This window comes from Peribacillus sp. NPDC076916, assembly GCF_050269675.1.
In the GTDB taxonomy this organism is placed as follows: Bacteria; Bacillota; Bacilli; order Bacillales; family DSM-1321; genus Peribacillus; species Peribacillus aracenensis.
Window position 1 is genome coordinate 48,062 of sequence record NZ_JBNNIU010000015.1, and the last position, 19,120, is coordinate 67,181.

The window sequence follows — 19,120 nt, forward strand, 5'->3', positions numbered from 1 at the left end:
AAAGGGTATGGCCTCAATACTACAAGATGCAGGAAATGTTGTTTGTGAGTTTGATACTTGGTTATTGAACAAACGGGTGCATTTTGCTGAAGATCGGGGCTGTCTTTAAGGCAGCTTTTTCTTATGGCACTATGGGGGCAGGATAGTTCATGAAGGGCAAATGAAAGTTTATGTCGAAATAATTAAGAGGTTTGATTAAATGTAAAAGAGGTATAACAATGACTGTTTCCTTAAATCAAATTTCCTCAGATGAAAAGCATATTCTTAAGAATTTATATTCCCTTTATTTACATGACCTTTCGGAGTATACCGAGGGTTTAGACATATCATCAGATGGTTCATTCGAATTTGATTCATTTGAATTAATTTGGAAGAGGGAAGGGTTAACACCATATTTTTTGAAAAAAGATAAGATGATTGTAGGGTTTTTATTACTATTGGAAAGGCCGTTTTTAAATAAGGAATATGATTACAGCATTAATGATATTTTTATTTTGAAAAAATATAGAAGAAAGGGTATGGCCCTTGCATTATTAAAGGAATTGTTTAAACAAAAAAAGGGTTGCTACTTTGTTGTTGAATTAGCCAAGAATATTCCTGCCGTTATATTTTGGAGAAAAATTTTTAGTGTGCTGAAAATAGATTTTGATGAAAAAAAGAAAATGATAGATGATGAAGAATGTTTGATGCAATCCTTTCAAATTTAAACCGGATTATTAACTACAAGGGATGCTGCGGCAGCCTTTTTCTTATGGAATGAACAGGGCGGGTGCTTATAAATTTAACTAGTGTGATGATCCAATGAGGATTTATGCATTTTTTTATCATTATATTTATAAAATGGGTAAAACTACAATAATGTGACTTGAACTTGTTAAGAGTGCATGATACGGTTCCTTTATCATGCAACCATACAGTTGCTTGTTCTTGACAAGCAACCTTAGGGTTGCTTATACTCGATATATGAATTGGGACAAAGACGCTATATTCAAAGCACTTGGAGACTCGACTAGGCGGCTTATATTAGACGAACTATCCGAACGCAACGAACTGACGTTGTATGAACTTACGGTACGTCTCATTATGAAGCACGACATTTCCATTTCGCGACAAGCGATAGCTAAACATCTTTCTGTATTGGAAGATGCAGGGCTCGTAAAATCAAAACGAAAGGGAAAGTATCGAGTAGTTATATTCAACAACGAACCACTTAAAAATTTGCTAAAAGGATGGATCGAGTAATTTTATAAATCGGAACAAGACTTCTGGCAATTGTGTGGGTCCGTTTTGCTCGCAGCCGGATTGTTAGCACAGCACCATGCGTCACAAATATCAAAGGAGGTAAAACATTATGAAAATCATTGTTACCAGCATATTCGTACAAGACCAAGACAAGGCACTGGAATTTTATTCAGAAAAGCTGGGATTTGTAAAAAAGCAAGACGTTCCAATGGGAAAATTCAGGTGGATCACGCTTGTTTCTCCTGAAGCTCATGACGGTACTGAGCTTTTACTAGAACCGAATGAGCATCCTGCCGCACAGGAGTATCAAAAGAAGATATTTGCAGATGGCATCCCGGCAACAATGTTTGGCGTTGCAGATATTCATGAAGAGTACAAACGATTATTGGAAAACGGCGTGAAGTTTACTATGGAGCCGACAAAAATGGGCGAAGCCACAATAGCTGTCTTCGACGATACATGCGGCAACCTTATTCAGATATTGCAGCAGTAACTTCATTGGTTTGTTTTACGTTGGGTGAAGTGCTTTAATCAACAATTAAACAGCTTTATGGTAACCCCGTCCTAATTTTAGGACGGGGTTATGCATGTTTAAGAAATTGTTCTCATTCTGCAATGGAAATGTGCCATTGTGGATCATCTAAACTAACGGGTGCGTTAGCTGATTAAGGAACAATAAAAGATGTCACGGGAATTAATAATTAATTCTTATAACTTTATAGTAATTCTGTATTTTACTGAATCATGATAAAAGTGATACAGTTTTTGGTATATTTACAAATATTTTTGAATGGGGAGGTTGTCTATGGAAATGTAGATTCAATTTTTAAAGGCCATTTCTTCATTCTCATTCAATAGTTAAATGAGAATGGAAAGACCTATTTATTGACATATTGTGTGATGAGGCTATTAATCTTTCGTTCAGGGAGGACAACATATGAAAAAGTTTTTTGCTTTTCAAGTATTAATAGCACTGTTTATTGGAGCACTTATCGGACATTTTTTTCCTGTACTTGGCCAATCCCTAAGGCCAATTGGTGACGCTTTCATTCATCTTATTAAAATGATTGTTGTGCCTATTGTTTTCACCACTATCGTCATTGGGTCATCAGGCGACGGAAACATGAAAAGATGGGGTCATTAGGACTTAAAACAATTATTTGGTTTGAATTTATTACCACTCTGATTCTAGGTATAGGTCTTATACTTGTTAACATTTTAAAGCCTGGTGCCGGGCTTAATCTGTCCCACCTTGCTCAAAAGGATATCACACAATTAAATGAAGCGTTACCAAGGTTGTCGATTTTAAAACGATGCTTGTTAACATCATTCCAAGCAACATTGTTGATGCGATGGCAAAAAGTGATTTATTAGCTGTTATATTCTTCGCCATTTTATTTGGTGCAGCCGCAGGAGCAATTGGCAAAAAGTTAGAGCCGGCAATGAAGTTTATGGAATCAGTTGCAAATATCATGTTTAAACTGACACAAATGGTAATGGTAACGGCACCGATTGGTGTACTCGCTCTCATGGCAGCCTCTGTAGGTCAGTATGGCATTGCCCTTTTAATCCCTATGACAAAGTTGATTGGGGTTGTGTATCTTGGGCTTGCTATAGTTATTTTCGTTCTATTCCCATTAATTGGTTGGTTTTTGAAGATTTCTTACTTTAAAGTGTTTCGAATGATATGGGATTTGTTCCTTATCGCTTTTTCTACAACAAGTACGGAAACCATTCTGCCTCAGTTAATGGAACGAATGGAAGCATACGGTTGTTCGAAACGCGTTGTTTCATTCGTTATTCCTTCTGGGCTATCACTGAATTGTGATGGTTCGACACTGTACCTTTCAGTTTGCTCTATTTTCTTGGCGCAAGCATATGGCATCCCGATGGATTTTGGCCAACAGTTGATTGTAATGGGGATTCTTGTTGCAACTTCAAAAGGAATTGCCGCTGTTCCATCCGATTCGCTAGTTGTCCTTTTAGCTACAGCCTCAGCAGTAGGGCTTCCTGGAGAAGGCGTTGCAATTATTGCAGGAATTGACCGTGTGCTGGATATGGCACGTACTGCTTGTAATACACCTGGACATGTTCTGGCTTGCATTGTGGTTTCGAAGTAGGAAAAAGAGTTCCGTCAGGGAGAATGGAAAGCTCAATCCGAACAGTCAAGCATTCGGCAGGTGCCACCAACATTTTGATGATAGGTTATGCAGCATCATTACAGCAGAAGAATGGGGAAAAGCAATGATGCAAGCAGTAAGGACCTGATATTCTCATAAAACAACAATCTTTAAATCTTCAAGATGACTATTCATGCCCCATACTCATGACTTTCAACAATGGGGAGACTCCTGCGGGAGCAGCGGGACAGGTGAGACCCCACAGGCGTTCACGCCGAGGAGGCTCACCGCCCGCCCCGCGGAAAGCGAGCATTGGAGGGGAAATCAACCACACCGCATTACTTGGTGAATAGCAACATAGTATACGAAAACAGCCTTTTCTTATGAGGCAGTTTACTTCAATAAGTACAAAAGTAAAATTTGAATACTGTAAGTAACATTGTTTTTTGATTGCATGATAAAGGGCACCCAAAGGGATGCCCTAATATTACAATTTATTTTTTTGTGTGTTTTTAAAGGTGAAAAGAAATTAAAGTCCATACTTATTTATCTTTTTGTAAAGAGTAACTCTTGAAAAGCCTAATTCCTTAGCTGCCAATGTCTTATTACCGTGCGTTTTTTCTAATGCCCTTTTTATTCGTTCTTTTTCTATTATGCTTATCTCATCTTGAAATGTGATAGTAGCATGTTCAAACGCTATTTTTTTTGCCTTTTGTGGAAGAATATTCAATATATCATTGGCTTGCAATACAGCGTCATCAGTCATGACCACAAGTCTCTCTACAAAATTTCTTAATTCTCTTATGTTACCAGGCCAGTGGTATGAGGAAAATAACTCTATCATATCATTCGATTGAAATTGTATTTCTTTTTGATATTTACTAGAGAACTCTTCTATAAATAAATTTACCAGCTCTGGAACATCTTCTAATCTCTCTCGAAGTGAGGGAATATGAAGGGGAACCACATTCAGACGATAATATAAGTCTTCTCTGAATTCCCCTTTTTCCACCATCTCCTCCAGCATGCTGTTTGTAGCTGCTATTACCCTTATGTCTACTTTGATCGCTTTTGTGCCACCTACTCTATATATTTCTCCTTCTTGAAGAGTTCTCAAGAATTTAACCTGGATATCTAAAGGCATTGTGCCTAGTTCATCTAAAAATAGTGTACCGCCATTTGCTTCTTCTAGTTTTCCTGCCTTGCCACCCTGTTCAGCTCCTGTAAACGAACCTTTTTCATAGCCGAAGAATTCGCTTTCAAATAAGGGCGAGGGGATCGCACCACAATTAATAGGAACAAATGGCCTTTTTTTTCTAGAACTTGACTCATGAATGGCCTGTGCAAAAAGTTCCTTCCCTACACCGCTTTCTCCTAATATCAGTACTGTTGCGTCAGTTGCTGCTACTTTAATAGCGGATGCCTTTATCTGATTAATAATTTTGCTGCTGCCTTTTATGCTGGAGAACGGTAAGTTTTTAGCCTGATTTATGATTTGCTGTTTTAAATCCTGTAGCTTCGAGGTTGTAACGGAAAGCTTATCATTTAGTTTTACGGTAGCTGTTATATCACGATCTACCGATATGGCGCCAATCAGGTTGCCGCCATGGTCAAAAACAGGAGAAGAACTGATTGAAATATGCTTATCAGGACGAGGTTGATGATAAACATCAAATATCGGCTGTTTACTTTTTAAGATTTCGTACAATTTAATGTCCTTCATTTGAAAATAGTTCTCTATGTTTTTCCCTATTATTTCATTTGATTTAATTTGATAAGTATTTTCTGCTGCTTCATTCCAGTAAACAACCCGCCCCGTTTTATCAACAGCTGTGACTGCATCTTTACTGGTTTTTAAAATAGCTTCTAAATAAAAAAGGATATTATCTCTGCTAAAATCCGCTATTTTGATCTGCCTCCTTTTACGGCTCTTTTGTGTAAGTTTACAGGTTTACATTATGTAAATAATATTTACACTTTTTATAATATTTTAAAAATGAAGTCTATTCAATATTTATATTTAGAGTTTGATTTTTTTTTTAATATTACGTATTAATCTTGCTATTGTACCATCCCTTTAATCCAGCTCCATCAGTTCATAATAAGGAAAATACACGTTATATAAAAGAGAATGACTTATTGTTGATTTTGTTTTTTTGATTGAAGTAATGCTGGAAAAAAAGTTTTTGGCATGCAAATTGCATTATGTCTAGTGGAATGCAAATTTTTGTGAAAAAAGAGAAGGTGTAGTGATGATCAATTTTTCTAAATTTATTGAAACAATCGATACCCACACAATGGGTCAGCCAACAAGAATTATTGTAAGTGGGGTTCCAAAAATTTCAGGAGATACAATGTTAGAAAAAAAAAATAATCTTAAAAAAGAAATACCTTGGCTAAGAAATTTATTAATGAACGAACCACGCGGTCATCAGGATATGTTTGGGGCTATTCTTTGTGAACCTTCTCAAGAAGGTTGTGATGCAGGCTTAATATTCATGGACAGCGGTGATTATCTTAATATGTGCGGTCATGGCACAATCGGCACTATTACTGCAGGTATACAGTTTGGCTTGTTACCTCAAAAGGAATTGTTTTTTCTTGATACACCGTCAGGCAAGGTGGAATGTACGGCTAAATATAAAGATCAGAAAGTTAGTGAAGTGTCGTTCCGGAATGTGCCATCTTTTGTTCTTGAAAAAAATGTGAATATTTTTATTGAAGGCTATGGAACCATCAAATTAGATATTGTATTCGGCGGCAGCATATTTGCTATTGTAGACGCGTCACAATTTAATTTGAAATTGGAAACAAGCGAAACTCTTGTCTTATCTAAACTTGGTATGAGAATAAAACAAATGCTTAATGAGCAATTTTATTTTGAGCATCCGCAAAACCCCAATATTTGCACGGTGGATCTTATAGAGTTCAGCTTAAAAAAGGAGAAGAATCATTATCGCAATGTTGTTGTTTTTGGGAATGGACAAATTGACCGTTCCCCATGCGGTACAGGTACTTCAGCCAAATTAGCAACCCTGGATCTTCAAGTTGGTGAAAGTATTATTCAAGAAAGTATTATCGATTCCAGATTTATAGGTAAAGTAGTTGGGAAAACGACAGTATCAGGTTTCGATGCCATTATTCCTGAGATTACAGGGGCAGCTTGGGTTACCGGATTACATCGATTTGCTTTAGAAGAAACCGATCCATATCAACAAGGCTTTACCTTAAATCAACAGTTTGTATTGGAAAATGCTTAATGCAGGAAGCCGATGACAGTGAAGTATACCTATATGGCATGCTTCACTTAATCAAAGTTTGATGAGGTTCCCACATTATTTAAAGCCTGTTTATGAACTTATTATCTATAAAGGAGAAACTACATGACTATAAATACTACATTACAAGAAAAATATAAGCACGAGCCATTCACTGATTTTACGATTGAAGAAAATAAAAATGCATTTAATCAAGCCTTAAAAGTTGTTCAATCTGAGATGGGTAAAGGCTACCCCCTAATTATCGGGGGCGAGTCAATTACAACAGATGAACAAATCATTTCGATTAACCCAGCTAATAAGGAAGAAGTAATTGGAAGTGTTTCCAAAGCAAATAAAGAGTTGGCTGAAAAGGCGATGCAAGCCGCGCTAGTTGCTTTCGATACTTGGAAAAAAGAAGATCCTGAAGTACGGGCGAATATTTTATTTAGTGCAGCAGATATTCTCCGCGAACGAAAACATGAATTTTCTGCTTATCTAGTGAAGGAAGCCGGTAAGCCATGGAAAGAAGCAGATGCAGACACGGCAGAAGCGATTGATTTTCTGATTTTTTATGGACGCCAAATGATGCAATTAAAAGGGGGGACTCCTGTAGAAAGTAGAGAAGGAGAAGCAAATACTTTTAATTATATTCCACTTGGTGTAGGGATCATTATTTCCCCATTTAACTTTCCATTGGCGATTATGGCTGGAACTGCGGCAGCAGCAATCGTAGCAGGGAATACCATTCTTTTAAAGCCGTCGAATAATACACCTGTAATTGCAGCTAAATTTGTGGAACTATTACAAGAAGCTGGCCTTCCTGAAGGAGTAATCAATTACATTCCAGGAAGTGGTGCAGAAGTAGGTGATTACCTTGTTGATCATCCTAAAACCCGCTTTGTATCTTTCACAGGTTCACGTGAGGTTGGCTGCCGTATTTATGAACGTGCCGCAAAAGTACATCCAGGCCAAATCTGGTTGAAGCGTGTGATTGCTGAAATGGGTGGAAAAGATACTGTTGTAGTAGATAAAGATGCTGATTTAGATTTAGCGGCATCCTCGATCGTGTACTCAGCATTTGGATTCTCGGGGCAAAAATGTTCGGCTGGTTCACGTGCGGTTGTACACCAAGATGTCTATGACGAAGTTTTAGAAAAAGCAGCTGCTTTAACAAAGGCTTTATCAATCGGTAATCCAGAAAACATGAATAACTACATGGGTCCAGTTATTGATCAAGCTTCTTTTAACAAGATTACAAAATATATTGAAATTGGAAAAGAAGAAGGCAAGTTGATAACCGGCGGTGAAGGGGACGACTCTAAAGGCTACTTTATCCAGCCGACTATTTTTGCTGATGTTGATGAAAAAGCCCGCATTATGCAGGAGGAAATTTTTGGTCCTGTTCTGGCTTTCTGTAAAGCCCGAGATTTTGATCACATGATGGAAATAGCGAACAATACGGATTATGGGCTAACTGGAGCGTTGCTCTCAAATAATCCTGATCATATTAAACGGGCAAAAGAAGAATTTCATGTAGGAAATCTTTATTTTAACCGTGGCTGCACAGGAGCGATTGTTGGCTACCAGCCATTTGGCGGTTTTAACATGTCAGGATCAGATTCCAAGGCAGGGGGCCCTGACTATCTTATTTTACACATGCAGGCAAAAACGATTAGTGAAACAATTTAAGAAATAAGGCAGCTTTTATGCTGCCTTTTATAAAGGATGTTAGCAACCGGTTTGAAAAATATTTTTCTCTACGCCTCTCACTTTTGTGAATGGTTTGCTTATAAGAAAAATAGAAGTGAATTTTATTAAGTGAAATTCTGGGATTAACGCTAAATATAATTAAATTGGTAAAAAGTCCAGTTCAAAATGATGGAGGTCACTACTTTGACAATAACAAAAGATTTTTTTATTATGCTTTCTCAAAATAAGATGCTTAATAGCGGTGCAAAACGATGGGGGCTTAAACTTGGTGCCCAGTCTGTCGTAGCAGGAACGAATATTGAAGAAATGGTGAAGAGTGTTAAAGAATTGAATGCAAACGGAATTTCTGCAACAATCGATAACCTTGGTGAGTTTGTATTTGAAAAGGAAGAAGCCTTGCAGGCGAAAACCAAGATTCTTGCCGTTATTGAAGCTATTTATGAGCATCAATTGGATGCCCATATTTCCTTGAAGCCTACTCAACTGGGCCAGGATATTGATTATAGTTTCTGCCTTGAAAATCTATCGGAAATTGTTGAAAACGCGTACAAATATAATGTATTCATCAATTTTGATATGGAAGATCATGGTCATCTTCAGTCATCATTTGATTTAATTGATGAACTTTCCAAAGACTATGATAATATTGGAACGGTTATTCAGGCTTATTTTTATAATGCGAAAGATATGATTACAAAATATAAAAATTTCCGGTTAAGAATCGTAAAAGGCGCTTATAAAGAATCTGAAAATGTCGCATATCAAGACAAAAAAGATATTGATCAAAATTTCATTGAGTTAATCGAGTATCATCTCCTGCATGGTAAATTTACATCCATTGCTACACATGATCACCAAATCATTAATCATGTGAAAAAGTTCGCGAAAAAGAATAACATACCAACAGAGAAATATGAATTCCAAATGCTTTACGGCTTCAGAAAGGATATGCAGTTGAGTTTAGCCAAGGAAGGATACAATTTTTGTACTTATGTTCCATTTGGAGTGGACTGGTATGGATACTTTATGCGCCGTTTGGCCGAGCGTCCCCAAAACCTTAACTTAGTAGCTAAACAGACATTCAACAAAAAAACGAAAACCCTAATCGGGATCGGGGCGGGTGCCTTTCTATTAGGAAGATTAAGCAAGAAGAAACCAACGAAAGTATAAAGAAATATGCAGCCATTTATTACAGGATATTTTAGGAAGGGCTCTTTCAGCCGTTCCCACAGCTTTAATAAGTATTAAGGGGGAATAACAATGGATAAGAAAGTGTCCTTTTCACAAGTGCTGTCTATTGGGTTAATGCTCTTTGCCATGTTTTTAGGAGCGGGGAACGTTATATTTGCCCCGATGTTAGGTCAACAGGCGGGAACAAACACTTGGCTTGCCATGGGAGGTTTTTTGATAACAGGCGTTGGACTGGTTTTACTGGCTATCATTGCTCTGACTCGTGGAGGTGGTACTGTAGAAAAACTTGCAGGAAGGGTCCACCCACGCTTTGCAACATTTTTTTCAATGTTACTTTTTCTAACGTTGGGACCTATTTATGTTATTCCCAGAACAACCTCTGTTGTTTATGAAATCGGTTTAAATCCCTTAATTCAAAGTGTAGCAAATGAAAGGCTGTATCTGCTTGTATTTTCAGTGTTATTTATTCTATTGACGGTCCTGCTCTCCTGGGATACAAAGAAATTGGTAGATAACCTGGGTAAAATTATTACCCCCATCTTTTCAATATTGCTGGCAGTATTGATTATAAAATCATTTATAACACCGATGGGCAAAATAGGGGCTCCTGGAGAGGAATACATAGATGGCGTTTTCTTAAAAGGGTTTACGCAAGGCTACTATACAATGGATGTACTAGCTGCTTTTATATTTGGCGGCATTTTCATTAAGTCAATTGGTTCGTTAGGAATAAAATCTGAAAAAGAAGTTTCCAAGCTATTTATCAAAGCAGGGATCATAACAATTATTGGGTTAGTTGCTTTACAGGTTTCAATGGCTTGGATGGGTGCTTCCAGTGTAGATGCAATTGGGTTAAAAGAAAACGGGGGAGAAGTTTTAGCTGCGAGTGCTATTGCTCTGTTTGGGAATTATGGAATTTATATTATAGGAACAATTATTTTCCTCACAGGAATTACAACAAATGTTGCATGTCTGGCAGCCGTTTCTGAATACTTTGAACGAATTGTTCCGTCTATTAGCTATAAAAAATGGATTATAGTTTTTTCTATCATAGGAACAATTATTACAAACTTTGGATTGAATACTGTATTAACACTTGCTTCTCCAATATTGCTGCTGCTTTATCCATTGGCCATTGCTTTGATTGCTTTAATATTTGCCAATAATCTATTTAAAGGTTATCGGTCCGTATATGTGAGCACTGTAGCGGGAGTCGGATTGGTTGCTCTGCTTGATGCTTTAAAAGAAGCGCATATCTTAACAAATGCAATTAACCATACATTTGGATTCATTCCATTATTCGAGTATGGAGTTGGATGGATTAGCACAGGATTAGTGGGCTTTTTGATTGGGCTAATAGTCGCTAAAACTAAACAAGAATCCAGCGTAATTATTGATATAGCTGGACAAGTAACTGATAAAGTTTCGTAATAATCAGAAGGGGCAATGGTATACAGATAGAAAAAAAGTCTGTAAAAGGTTTCATTTGATCAAAGGCTGTTATTTTTATGCACCGGTGCAGAAAATGGATTTTTTTGAGGGATATAGTATTTTAATTTGGAATGAAGAACCGAAAATAATTAAAAATAAAAAGCAGACGGTACAGTGAGGATTTTATAGAAATTCTCTCCGTGCCGTCTCTTTTTAAATGAACATAAAGTTGTTGAGGCATTTCAATTGTTTTATGATATTACCAATTATTTTTCAAAACTATTTTTCCTATCGCCTTGCCTGACTCCATGTACTCATGGGCTTTTGAAACCTCATCAAACGTAAAAATGTTTGGATCCATAAGCGGACGCAGCTGCTCTTCCTCAACCAACTGGGCAACCTTCTTCAAAATTTCCCGATAATGCTTATGCATGTCCTTGTTTAATATCTTTAACAACATAAAGGTAACATGCAGAGAAAGTCCCTTTGCATGCATTGGGGAGAGGTCATGGGTCGAACGGGCAGCGATGGCTGCTACCGTTCCGTGTACTGCGGCCGCCTCAAAGGAGCGATCAAGGTTTTCTCCTCCTACCGTGTCAAACACAACGTCAAATCCTTTTCCATCTGTATATTTCTGTACATAGTCGTGAACGCTTTCTTCTCGATAATTAATCGTGACATCTGCACCAAGGCGCGAGCCGATCTCCAGCTTCTCTTGCGAAGAGGCTGTTGTATAGACTGTCGCCCCTCCCCATTTCGCCAGTTGAATGGCAATGTGTCCTACTCCGCCGGTCGCTGCATGGATTAGTATATCCTGTCCAGGGACAAGATTTGCCCGATTGAATAATGCTTCCCATGCAGTAATGGCAACCAATGGTAAAGCAGCGGCTTCTTCCATCGTCAAATTTTTCGGTTTGTGAGCAAGTAAATCAACATCTGCAAGCATAAACTCTGCAAGTGCACCGCCAGTCCCTCTAAAACCTCCCGCGCATCCAAACACTTCATCGCCAACTTTAAACTCGGTTACTCCTTCACCTACTGCAGCTACCGAACCTGCAACATCACCATGTAATACTGCCGGAAACTCGGGGGAAACGGCTGGAACTGCACCAGCACGGACTTTCGTATCAATTGGATTTACACTTGTAGCCTTGACTTGAATAAGTACATGTCCAGGTTTTAGTTCAGGTTTTGAAATCTCTTTACATTGAAATACGGAGGGTTCACCAAAAGATTGAATAATTTGCGCCTTCACTTTAGTCACTCCTATTTATTTTTTTTTGGGGAAATGTCTCATCACCTATTGTGAAAAGAATGAATATTTAGTCTTCTCTTGTAAAATCAATGATACTTTATATAATATAAAATGAAAAGTACGCACATTTTTGTTGGATAGGATAAAATTTGTAATATAGTATAAGACTTTATAATTTGAACAGGTGCTTTACTTCCATAAGGGAGTTGCTTAGGCAACTCTTCTTTTTATGCAACCAAAGGGACATGTTAACAAGGAAAGGTATAATGAAGGAACTTAATGAGGTGCAAAAATGCTTTTAAACGATTTTATGAATGGGAATTTCCCGAACTTAGAACTTAGACCGCCGTTGTTTTATAGTTGGAAAACGGGCATCCGTTTTGAATTAGGTGTGGACTATGATAGTGATTTTGCTTATGAAAATAGCCCATATCTACAAGGAGTATATAAAAGGGCTATCACTTTATTCAAGTCCTTGCATTCTCATAACGATGATATTTATATCGTAGTTGACGTAAACGATTATGCCGATGGTTTTAAACATAAATCAAACACTTTTTCACGGTATATTAAGGAGAAGTCGATCTTATACCGGTTAAACCAAAAGACAACCCTTCATGACGATGATGAAGAAGGAACATATAAAACATATAGATTTACGTTAAAGTGCAAAACGTCTGACTTCAATTACATTCCTATGCTAAAAGCAATCTGCAATCAAGTTATGGGAATAAGGCCAAGTATATTTAATAGAGTCTATTTTATAAACATCAACAGGAAAACTATATTTCACGTGTATGATGACAGGGGTTGTGATTTATTGGCGACTTCTCCCGAAACGATAAGAGATGTTTATGATAAATATAACGACTGGATATTAGATTACGACAGAAATGAAATAGACGAAGTATTCAAATGAAGGAGGGCACCTTGTTAAAACATCAGGTGCTTTAGCGAAGATCTGAGCTGCCTTTATATAATCATTTAAAATTTACTTTGGAATATTTTTTGATTTACTACGAATCCTAATTTTAGGAGGCGACAAAATGAAAAAACAAGAAAAATCAAAAAATCTCGGCCAAAAAGCCGATTCAATGAATGCTTTGGATCAGGGGTTAAACTTGTTTCCGCAAGTAGTTAATAACGCCACTGGTATTGACAAGGGGAACGACGGTAAAATAAATAAAAATGATTAAATTGAACGCCTTTTTGGGGCGTTTTTCTATCTTTTCTAAGGATCTTCCCCAGCCTACTCCCTCCTTCACTTGTCCACTCAACAATAAGTCTTAAAGAACTACTACCATGAATATAAGTTATTTTAAGAATGGAGAAATGAAAATACTTAAGAAGACTCTGCTCAATCGTTAAAAAAAAGAGGAGAGCGATAATTAATTAGTCCATGGATTAGGGTTGACTGCATTAAGGTGTTTACAACGTTAAGCACATTTTCAAGACGTTACCCCTATATATCTTTGGATTGATCATTTTTGCCATGTATCGAAAAAATCGGAGATTCACCACAAATGAAAATAGTTAGGTAGTGTTAAGTGTAACTATAGCATTGAGCGCGACTTTAATTAACATGTATCAAATGTTTCCCCACCTTTATCCCCAGAAATATGATCTAGGAACGGCACATAGAATAGTATAGAAATACTGCGGCTAATGCCGGACATGGAGGGGATGTATTTATATGAGTACCAGATTAATCAGGCAGCTGATAAGGTCAAGGCAACAGGAATTAGTCGAACTTGCTGCTTCATTTATTCGAATTCCATCTGAAAATCCATCGCCCGAGTTTAAGAAGCGGTCAGCAGAAATGGGACGCCATATTAGCCGATACCTAGCAGCAAAAGGGTTCTTGATTACCGAGCACCGCCGTAGTGAAAATTCGCTGGTCACCGTCGTCTGTGATGCTCCTTTAACCAGGGTACCTGGTCCACGGCTCCTATTTTGTGGACATACAGATGTCGTACCTGCAGGGGATTGTTCACATTGGACCTTCGATCCTTTTTCAGGAGAAGTCAGAGCAGGTATGCTTTTGGGCAGGGGAGCCTCCGATATGAAAGGAGGCTTGGCATCACTGATTTTTGTGGCTGGACTACTTCAGGAGTTCGCCCCCGCTCTTAATTTAAAAGGAAGTCTGGGAGTTATTGCTTCTCCGGATGAAGAGACTGGCGGCATTGAGGTGGCCTCGCTCCTGGATCAAGGATTGATTAAGGGGGATGCTTGTCTGATTGGTGAACCGTCGGATCCCTACCATCCGAATGCCGGTGAAAAGGGGAAGGCATGGATGCAGCTGATCATACCAGGTCGGGCAGATCATGGCAGCCTACAACCGCTTTTTGGAATCTCCGCCGTACGAAGAGGGGCAGCCGCGGTCGAAGCACTAACCAAGCTATGGGAGCTCAAGTCAACGCCTCCGGCAGAGCCTTATCAACTTTTGTACAATACTGAGTGGCTCCTATCTCAGAGTCTAGAAAATCCCCTACTGTCACAGTTACTTTATCGTCCCTCTTACAATCCAGGTGTAATCCAGGGCGGAACAAATGTGAACGTCGTCGCAGACAAGTGCATCATTAAAGTGGATACCCGGGTTCCATTCGGTATGAAGCCCGAGTTTGTACTTGATGTCGCTAGGAATCTTGTTAGTGCTGTAGCGCCAGGTGCGGTTGTAGAGCCAATGGTACCCTTTACTAACCCGAACTGGACCTTAGAGAACCGTCCAATTGTTAGGGCCATAGAACTGGGAATCCAGCGTGTCCTCGGAATGGAGGAACCCGTCTTCAGCGTACTTTTGCTTAGTTCAAGTGATGCCAGTCACTTCCGGCGTCATGGCATTGATACCGTCCTTTACGGTCCTGGCCTGGATCACACTATCCATGGGTACGATGAGCGGGTTTCAGTGGAGAACTTAGTAGAATCTGCCGAGATATATGCTGAGGCGGCAGTCAAGTATCTTAGGTCATTTTAAATCTATTTTCACTAAACTTTATGTAGGGGTAACGTTAGGATTTTGACAATTTATAAGGTTAAGATAGAACCCCTTGTATCCATATTGAAACAAGGCTTACTAGTGTCCCGTATAACTTGTCACAACGCATTTATCTTTGCTACACCAGCGATATCCACTTCCTAGAACAGCTTAACGTTGTAAATCCGCATTTTCCTGACGCTGCTCCATAGCCATCAAGGTAAGAAATCCCTTGTTCCCCAATATGATAAGAAAAAATCAGAAGGAAAACCGGCCAAAGTGTCAATCGTTGCCTGTATTTAAGTTACTTCATTGGATTTACGCTCTATTAAAGAGAAAAGAAACGTTCCTAAATTTAGCCTGATTAACGGTTTTGTGAAACCCCTCCAAAAGCGCTTTGGAGGGTTATTTGGCATGGCCAAAAATAGTATTGATAAGGGAAATGAAATTTTTAGAGAAAGATATTGACCTCCTATTAGCTGGTTTAGCTGAAGATCGGAGCTGTCTTTAAGGCAGCTTTTTCTTTATGCGACTAACGGGGCGCATGTTAGTTCAATAAGAAATTCCCATTTTTTGCACAAATGAAAAGGTGTCAAATGGTATGATTGAAACAGAAATTGTTCAGAACTTAATTTTTTAGGGGGAAATATATTCTTGAAAATGGTTAGAATTATCTTAGCAATATTTGTTCTTGCTTTATCAGCCTATCAGCTAATTACTGAAAATTTTGAGTTGATGCCGTATTCTATGTTGTTCTTGGGGGCATTGATGTTAGTTATTGGATTAGCCGAACTTCAAAAAGATAGAAAAGGATTTGGGGGGTATATGAGCATGGTTGTCTCAGCTTTTCTTTTCTTTGTTTCCATACAGGGTTTCTTACTGAACTAATGGGTACGTCACCTTAAGATCAAAGCTGTCTATAAGGCAGCTCTTTCTTTATGCAACTATCGGGATATGTTGTGCAAAATGTTTCTAGGTTATATGGCACAATGAAGTCCTATTCTAATGAACGAAGGTCGGCCAGTGCAAATCACTGGTCGACCTTTTTTCAAAGAACATTATATAGCAGGACTGTCAGCTAAAGTGTTTTTATTCATTGCTTATCTTTTTCCCCATGAACGTTTTTTCTTCCGGGTTTTCATTATCCTTGTTCCCATTTCCTTTTTCATTAAAGATGGCAAATCCTGTTAGTGTGTAAATGATGTGTAACAGTCGGCATCATGCTTGCTATACCGCCTCCATTGAGTAAGTTGTCGGCTTGTTCCACCCCGGTCTGTATTTGGAATCCTTTAGATAAAGCGTTGAAAATGGTGTTTATATCATAATTTGTTTGAATTGAAGCAGCAGCGATCACCCCGCCTAAGGCTGATATTAGCTCTTCTTTTATGGTTCCATAGAAACAGGTTAGTTCACATAAGATAAGATATAATTTGGATTAATATACAAAATTTTAATGAAAATAGAAAGGAAGCATGAATATGACAGAAATGCTGCCACTGACATCGGAGAATTTGGAGCAATGTATCGAACTCTACATGAAGGTTTTTAATCATGAACCATGGAATGAAAGTTGGACATATGAAACGGCTAAAGAGAGACTTTCCGACTTATTGCATACGCCTAAATTTCTTGGCTTTTTATTTCAGGATGCTCACAATCCAGTTGGTTTTGTCGCTGGAAATAGTAAGGTGTCTTATCAAGGTTTAACTTATTATTTGGCAGAACTTTGTGTGAATAATGAAAGGCAAGGTAAAGGGCATGGCTCAAGGATGCTTCATTCTTTAGAAGCTGAACTGCAGAAAAGAGAGATTAAAAGTCTATATTTATTAACTGCTAATGGCGGGCTTGCAGAAGCATTTTATCTGAAAAATGATTATGTTGTAAATGAAGATCGGGTGGTCATGAAGAAAAATTTATAATTGTATGAATATTACCTTTTGAAAAATAGTCAAGGGATGTGATGGAACATTGTCGAAATCTGTAAAATTGTATCAATTAAGCCGAAAAATACATAAATGGACTGGATTGGTTTTATCCGTTTTTTTATGTTCATCGCAGTCACAGGCCTCGTGCTTGTTTATATGTTACCACTCGGAGTGGCTGATGAGTTAAGGACGGGGAAAGAGGCGGGACCAGATCAAGCGATACCTATGGAGAAGGTCGTGTCCATTGCTACGTCACAGGATCTTCCAGGTGCGGACTCGGTTGAAGATATATTTAGAATTGAATATAGACCAAGTGCAAATGTGTACCAGGTTCGCTTTAATAACGGTCAAGGTGTTCAAATGGATGTGAGTACGGGAAAAGTGTTATCCACAAATCCGGATTACTCGACGTTCCTCATCACTTTGCATGATGGAACCTTCTTTGGCGATTGGTATAGATACAGTATCCTCACAATGACCGGTTTATCCTTAATCCTGCTGTCATTTTCAGGGTATTACATGTTCGGGTATCCTCTTTATAAGCGTCTAATGGCGAAAAAAAGCAATCTTAATATGAGGTGGTAGAGTGTTTATAAAAGGTTTGAATCACTTTTTATTTTCAGTTTCCGATTTAGAGAGATCCATAGAGTTTTATCAAAATGTTTTTGATGCAAAATTGTTAGTTAAGGGGAGAAACACTGCCTATTTTGACTTGAATGGAATGTGGCTAGCCCTGAATGCAGAAACGGATATACCCCGTAATGAAATCAGCCAATCATACACACATATAGCATTTTCCATAGAAGAAGCTGACTTTATGAACATGTACGAGAAACTAAAGGAATTGAATGTTAGCATCCTGTCAGGACGTCCAAGGGATGAAAAAGATAAGAAGTCCATTTATTTCACTGATCCAGATGGTCATAAGTTCGAGTTTCATACAGGTACTTTACAGAATAGAATAGATTACTACAAACAAGAAAAAGCACATATGGAGTTTTTCGACTGATAATTAAACGATGAAAAGGGGGAATAATTATGAAAACTATTGGCCTTATTGGCGGAATGAGCTGGGAATCGTCGCTGGAATATTATCGACTCATCAATGAGGAAGTGAAAGCCAAATTGGGAGGATTGCATTCAGCCAAGTGCATTTTATATAGCGTGGATTTTGAAGAAATCGAACGCTATCAAGCTGAAGGCGATTGGGATAGTTCCGGTAAATTATTAGGGGAAGCAGCTCTATCTTTGGAAAAGGCAGGTGCCGAAATGATTGTCATCTGTACAAATACGATGCATAAAGTGGTCGGATATATTGAAGAGAAAGTCAGTTTACCGATTTTACACATTGCTGATTCAACAGCAAAACAAATTCAAAAGTCCAAAATCAGTACGGTTGGTTTACTTGGCACTAAATATACGATGGAGCAAGACTTTTATAAAACACGAATTGAGTCTAATGGTATCAAGGTTTTGATACCAAATGAAGAGGATAGAAAAGTGATCAATCAAGTAATTTATGAAGAATTATGTTTAGGGGAAATCCAACAATCATCAAGAGATCATTACAAAAAGGTCATCAAGGGGTTGGTTGATGATGGAGCGGAAGGAATAATATTAGGCTGCACCGAAATTGGATTATTGGTAAAACAAGAGGATTCAGAAGTGCCATTATTTGATACGGCCGTAATCCATGCCGTTGATACTGTTAATATGGCATTGGGAAAATGACTGTGCTTCAAAAAAAGGGTTGCTGCAGCAGCCTTTTTTTTGTGGAGTTAAAGGGGGAAGGTTAGTTCAGAGGGATTTTTAATATGTAACCAAATAAATGGAATGATGTGTTAAAGTTTCACTAAGAGGACTGGGGACTCTGTAAGGGGAGATAAAGGTGAGAAACCTAATATCTATATTTATTACTAGTTTGATTTGGATCTTATCAGGAACTTTTTTGTTCATCCATAATAGGGGGATGTTGAATGTAAGTCCTTGGGGGATGAACAATTTTGCTAATA

At 38.2% G+C, this 19,120-nt stretch carries 17 protein-coding genes and 1 pseudogene; 16 read left to right on the plus strand and 2 right to left on the minus strand.

What is annotated here, in order from left to right:
- Positions 1-218 precede the first annotated feature (218 nt).
- From ACQKFG_RS24885 to ACQKFG_RS24900, 4 genes and pseudogenes are all read left to right on the plus strand, one after another.
- Entirely contained in the window at positions 219-707 is a 489-nt protein-coding gene (locus ACQKFG_RS24885; RefSeq protein ID WP_427563722.1) for a GNAT family N-acetyltransferase, read from the plus strand.
- A 256-nt stretch (positions 708-963) separates the two neighbouring features.
- Entirely contained in the window at positions 964-1,242 is a 279-nt protein-coding gene (locus tag ACQKFG_RS24890; RefSeq protein WP_076370470.1) for an ArsR/SmtB family transcription factor, read from the plus strand.
- Between the two features lie 109 nt (positions 1,243-1,351).
- On the plus strand, positions 1,352-1,735 hold the full coding sequence (locus ACQKFG_RS24895; protein ID WP_192206572.1) for a VOC family protein: 384 nt from the start codon (positions 1,352-1,354) through the stop codon (positions 1,733-1,735).
- Positions 1,736-2,179: 444 nt separating this feature from the next.
- Positions 2,180-3,362 (plus strand): annotated as a pseudogene (locus tag ACQKFG_RS24900) (dicarboxylate/amino acid:cation symporter).
- 529 nt (positions 3,363-3,891) lie between these two features.
- Here the strand turns inward: ACQKFG_RS24900 and ACQKFG_RS24905 are convergent.
- Complete coding sequence (locus ACQKFG_RS24905; RefSeq protein WP_342615873.1) at positions 3,892-5,268, minus strand: sigma-54 interaction domain-containing protein; 1,377 nt, start codon at positions 5,266-5,268, stop codon at positions 3,892-3,894.
- Between the two features lie 346 nt (positions 5,269-5,614).
- Between ACQKFG_RS24905 and ACQKFG_RS24910 the strand changes: the two genes are divergently transcribed.
- The 4 genes from ACQKFG_RS24910 to brnQ all read left to right on the plus strand — a co-directional run bounded on the left by ACQKFG_RS24910 (position 5,615) and on the right by brnQ (position 10,954).
- Positions 5,615-6,622 (plus strand): proline racemase family protein, encoded by a 1,008-nt coding sequence (locus ACQKFG_RS24910; RefSeq protein ID WP_192206570.1) that lies wholly within the window; start codon positions 5,615-5,617, stop codon positions 6,620-6,622.
- Positions 6,623-6,745: 123 nt separating this feature from the next.
- On the plus strand, positions 6,746-8,311 hold the full coding sequence (pruA, locus tag ACQKFG_RS24915) for an L-glutamate gamma-semialdehyde dehydrogenase (protein ID WP_427563725.1): 1,566 nt from the start codon (positions 6,746-6,748) through the stop codon (positions 8,309-8,311).
- Positions 8,312-8,542: 231 nt separating this feature from the next.
- On the plus strand, positions 8,543-9,502 hold the full coding sequence (locus ACQKFG_RS24920) for a proline dehydrogenase family protein (protein WP_427563785.1): 960 nt from the start codon (positions 8,543-8,545) through the stop codon (positions 9,500-9,502).
- Between the two features lie 90 nt (positions 9,503-9,592).
- Positions 9,593-10,954, plus strand: coding sequence for a branched-chain amino acid transport system II carrier protein (gene brnQ, locus ACQKFG_RS24925; protein ID WP_192206569.1), 1,362 nt, complete (start codon positions 9,593-9,595; stop codon positions 10,952-10,954).
- 259 nt (positions 10,955-11,213) lie between these two features.
- Here brnQ and ACQKFG_RS24930 read toward each other — a convergent pair whose 3' ends face one another.
- A complete protein-coding gene (locus tag ACQKFG_RS24930) occupies positions 11,214-12,209 on the minus strand; it encodes a zinc-dependent alcohol dehydrogenase family protein (RefSeq protein ID WP_427563727.1) in 996 nt (331 codons plus the stop codon).
- Positions 12,210-12,501: 292 nt separating this feature from the next.
- Between ACQKFG_RS24930 and ACQKFG_RS24935 the strand changes: the two genes are divergently transcribed.
- From ACQKFG_RS24935 to ACQKFG_RS24970, 8 genes are all read left to right on the plus strand, one after another.
- Positions 12,502-13,128 carry a DUF3885 domain-containing protein gene (locus ACQKFG_RS24935; protein WP_427563729.1) on the plus strand — a complete coding sequence of 209 codons (627 nt, stop codon included), beginning with the start codon at positions 12,502-12,504 and terminating at the stop codon, positions 13,126-13,128.
- 127 nt (positions 13,129-13,255) lie between these two features.
- Positions 13,256-13,405 (plus strand): hypothetical protein, encoded by a 150-nt coding sequence (locus ACQKFG_RS24940; RefSeq protein ID WP_192206567.1) that lies wholly within the window; start codon positions 13,256-13,258, stop codon positions 13,403-13,405.
- A gap of 497 nt (positions 13,406-13,902) precedes the next feature.
- Positions 13,903-15,183: a M20 family metallopeptidase gene (locus ACQKFG_RS24945; protein WP_427563731.1), complete on the plus strand. Its 1,281-nt coding sequence runs from the start codon at positions 13,903-13,905 to the stop codon at positions 15,181-15,183.
- Positions 15,184-15,843: 660 nt separating this feature from the next.
- Positions 15,844-16,071 carry a DUF3953 domain-containing protein gene (locus ACQKFG_RS24950; protein ID WP_427563787.1) on the plus strand — a complete coding sequence of 76 codons (228 nt, stop codon included), beginning with the start codon at positions 15,844-15,846 and terminating at the stop codon, positions 16,069-16,071.
- 590 nt (positions 16,072-16,661) lie between these two features.
- On the plus strand, positions 16,662-17,102 hold the full coding sequence (locus ACQKFG_RS24955) for a GNAT family N-acetyltransferase (RefSeq protein ID WP_342614593.1): 441 nt from the start codon (positions 16,662-16,664) through the stop codon (positions 17,100-17,102).
- 96 nt (positions 17,103-17,198) lie between these two features.
- Positions 17,199-17,693 (plus strand): PepSY domain-containing protein, encoded by a 495-nt coding sequence (locus ACQKFG_RS24960; protein WP_427563733.1) that lies wholly within the window; start codon positions 17,199-17,201, stop codon positions 17,691-17,693.
- Between the two features lies 1 nt (position 17,694).
- Complete coding sequence (gene fosM, locus ACQKFG_RS24965) at positions 17,695-18,117, plus strand: FosM family fosfomycin resistance protein (protein WP_427563735.1); 423 nt, start codon at positions 17,695-17,697, stop codon at positions 18,115-18,117.
- A gap of 29 nt (positions 18,118-18,146) precedes the next feature.
- Positions 18,147-18,839, plus strand: a complete 693-nt coding sequence (locus tag ACQKFG_RS24970; RefSeq protein ID WP_427563737.1) for an aspartate/glutamate racemase family protein — start codon at positions 18,147-18,149, stop codon at positions 18,837-18,839.
- Positions 18,840-19,120 lie beyond the last annotated feature (281 nt).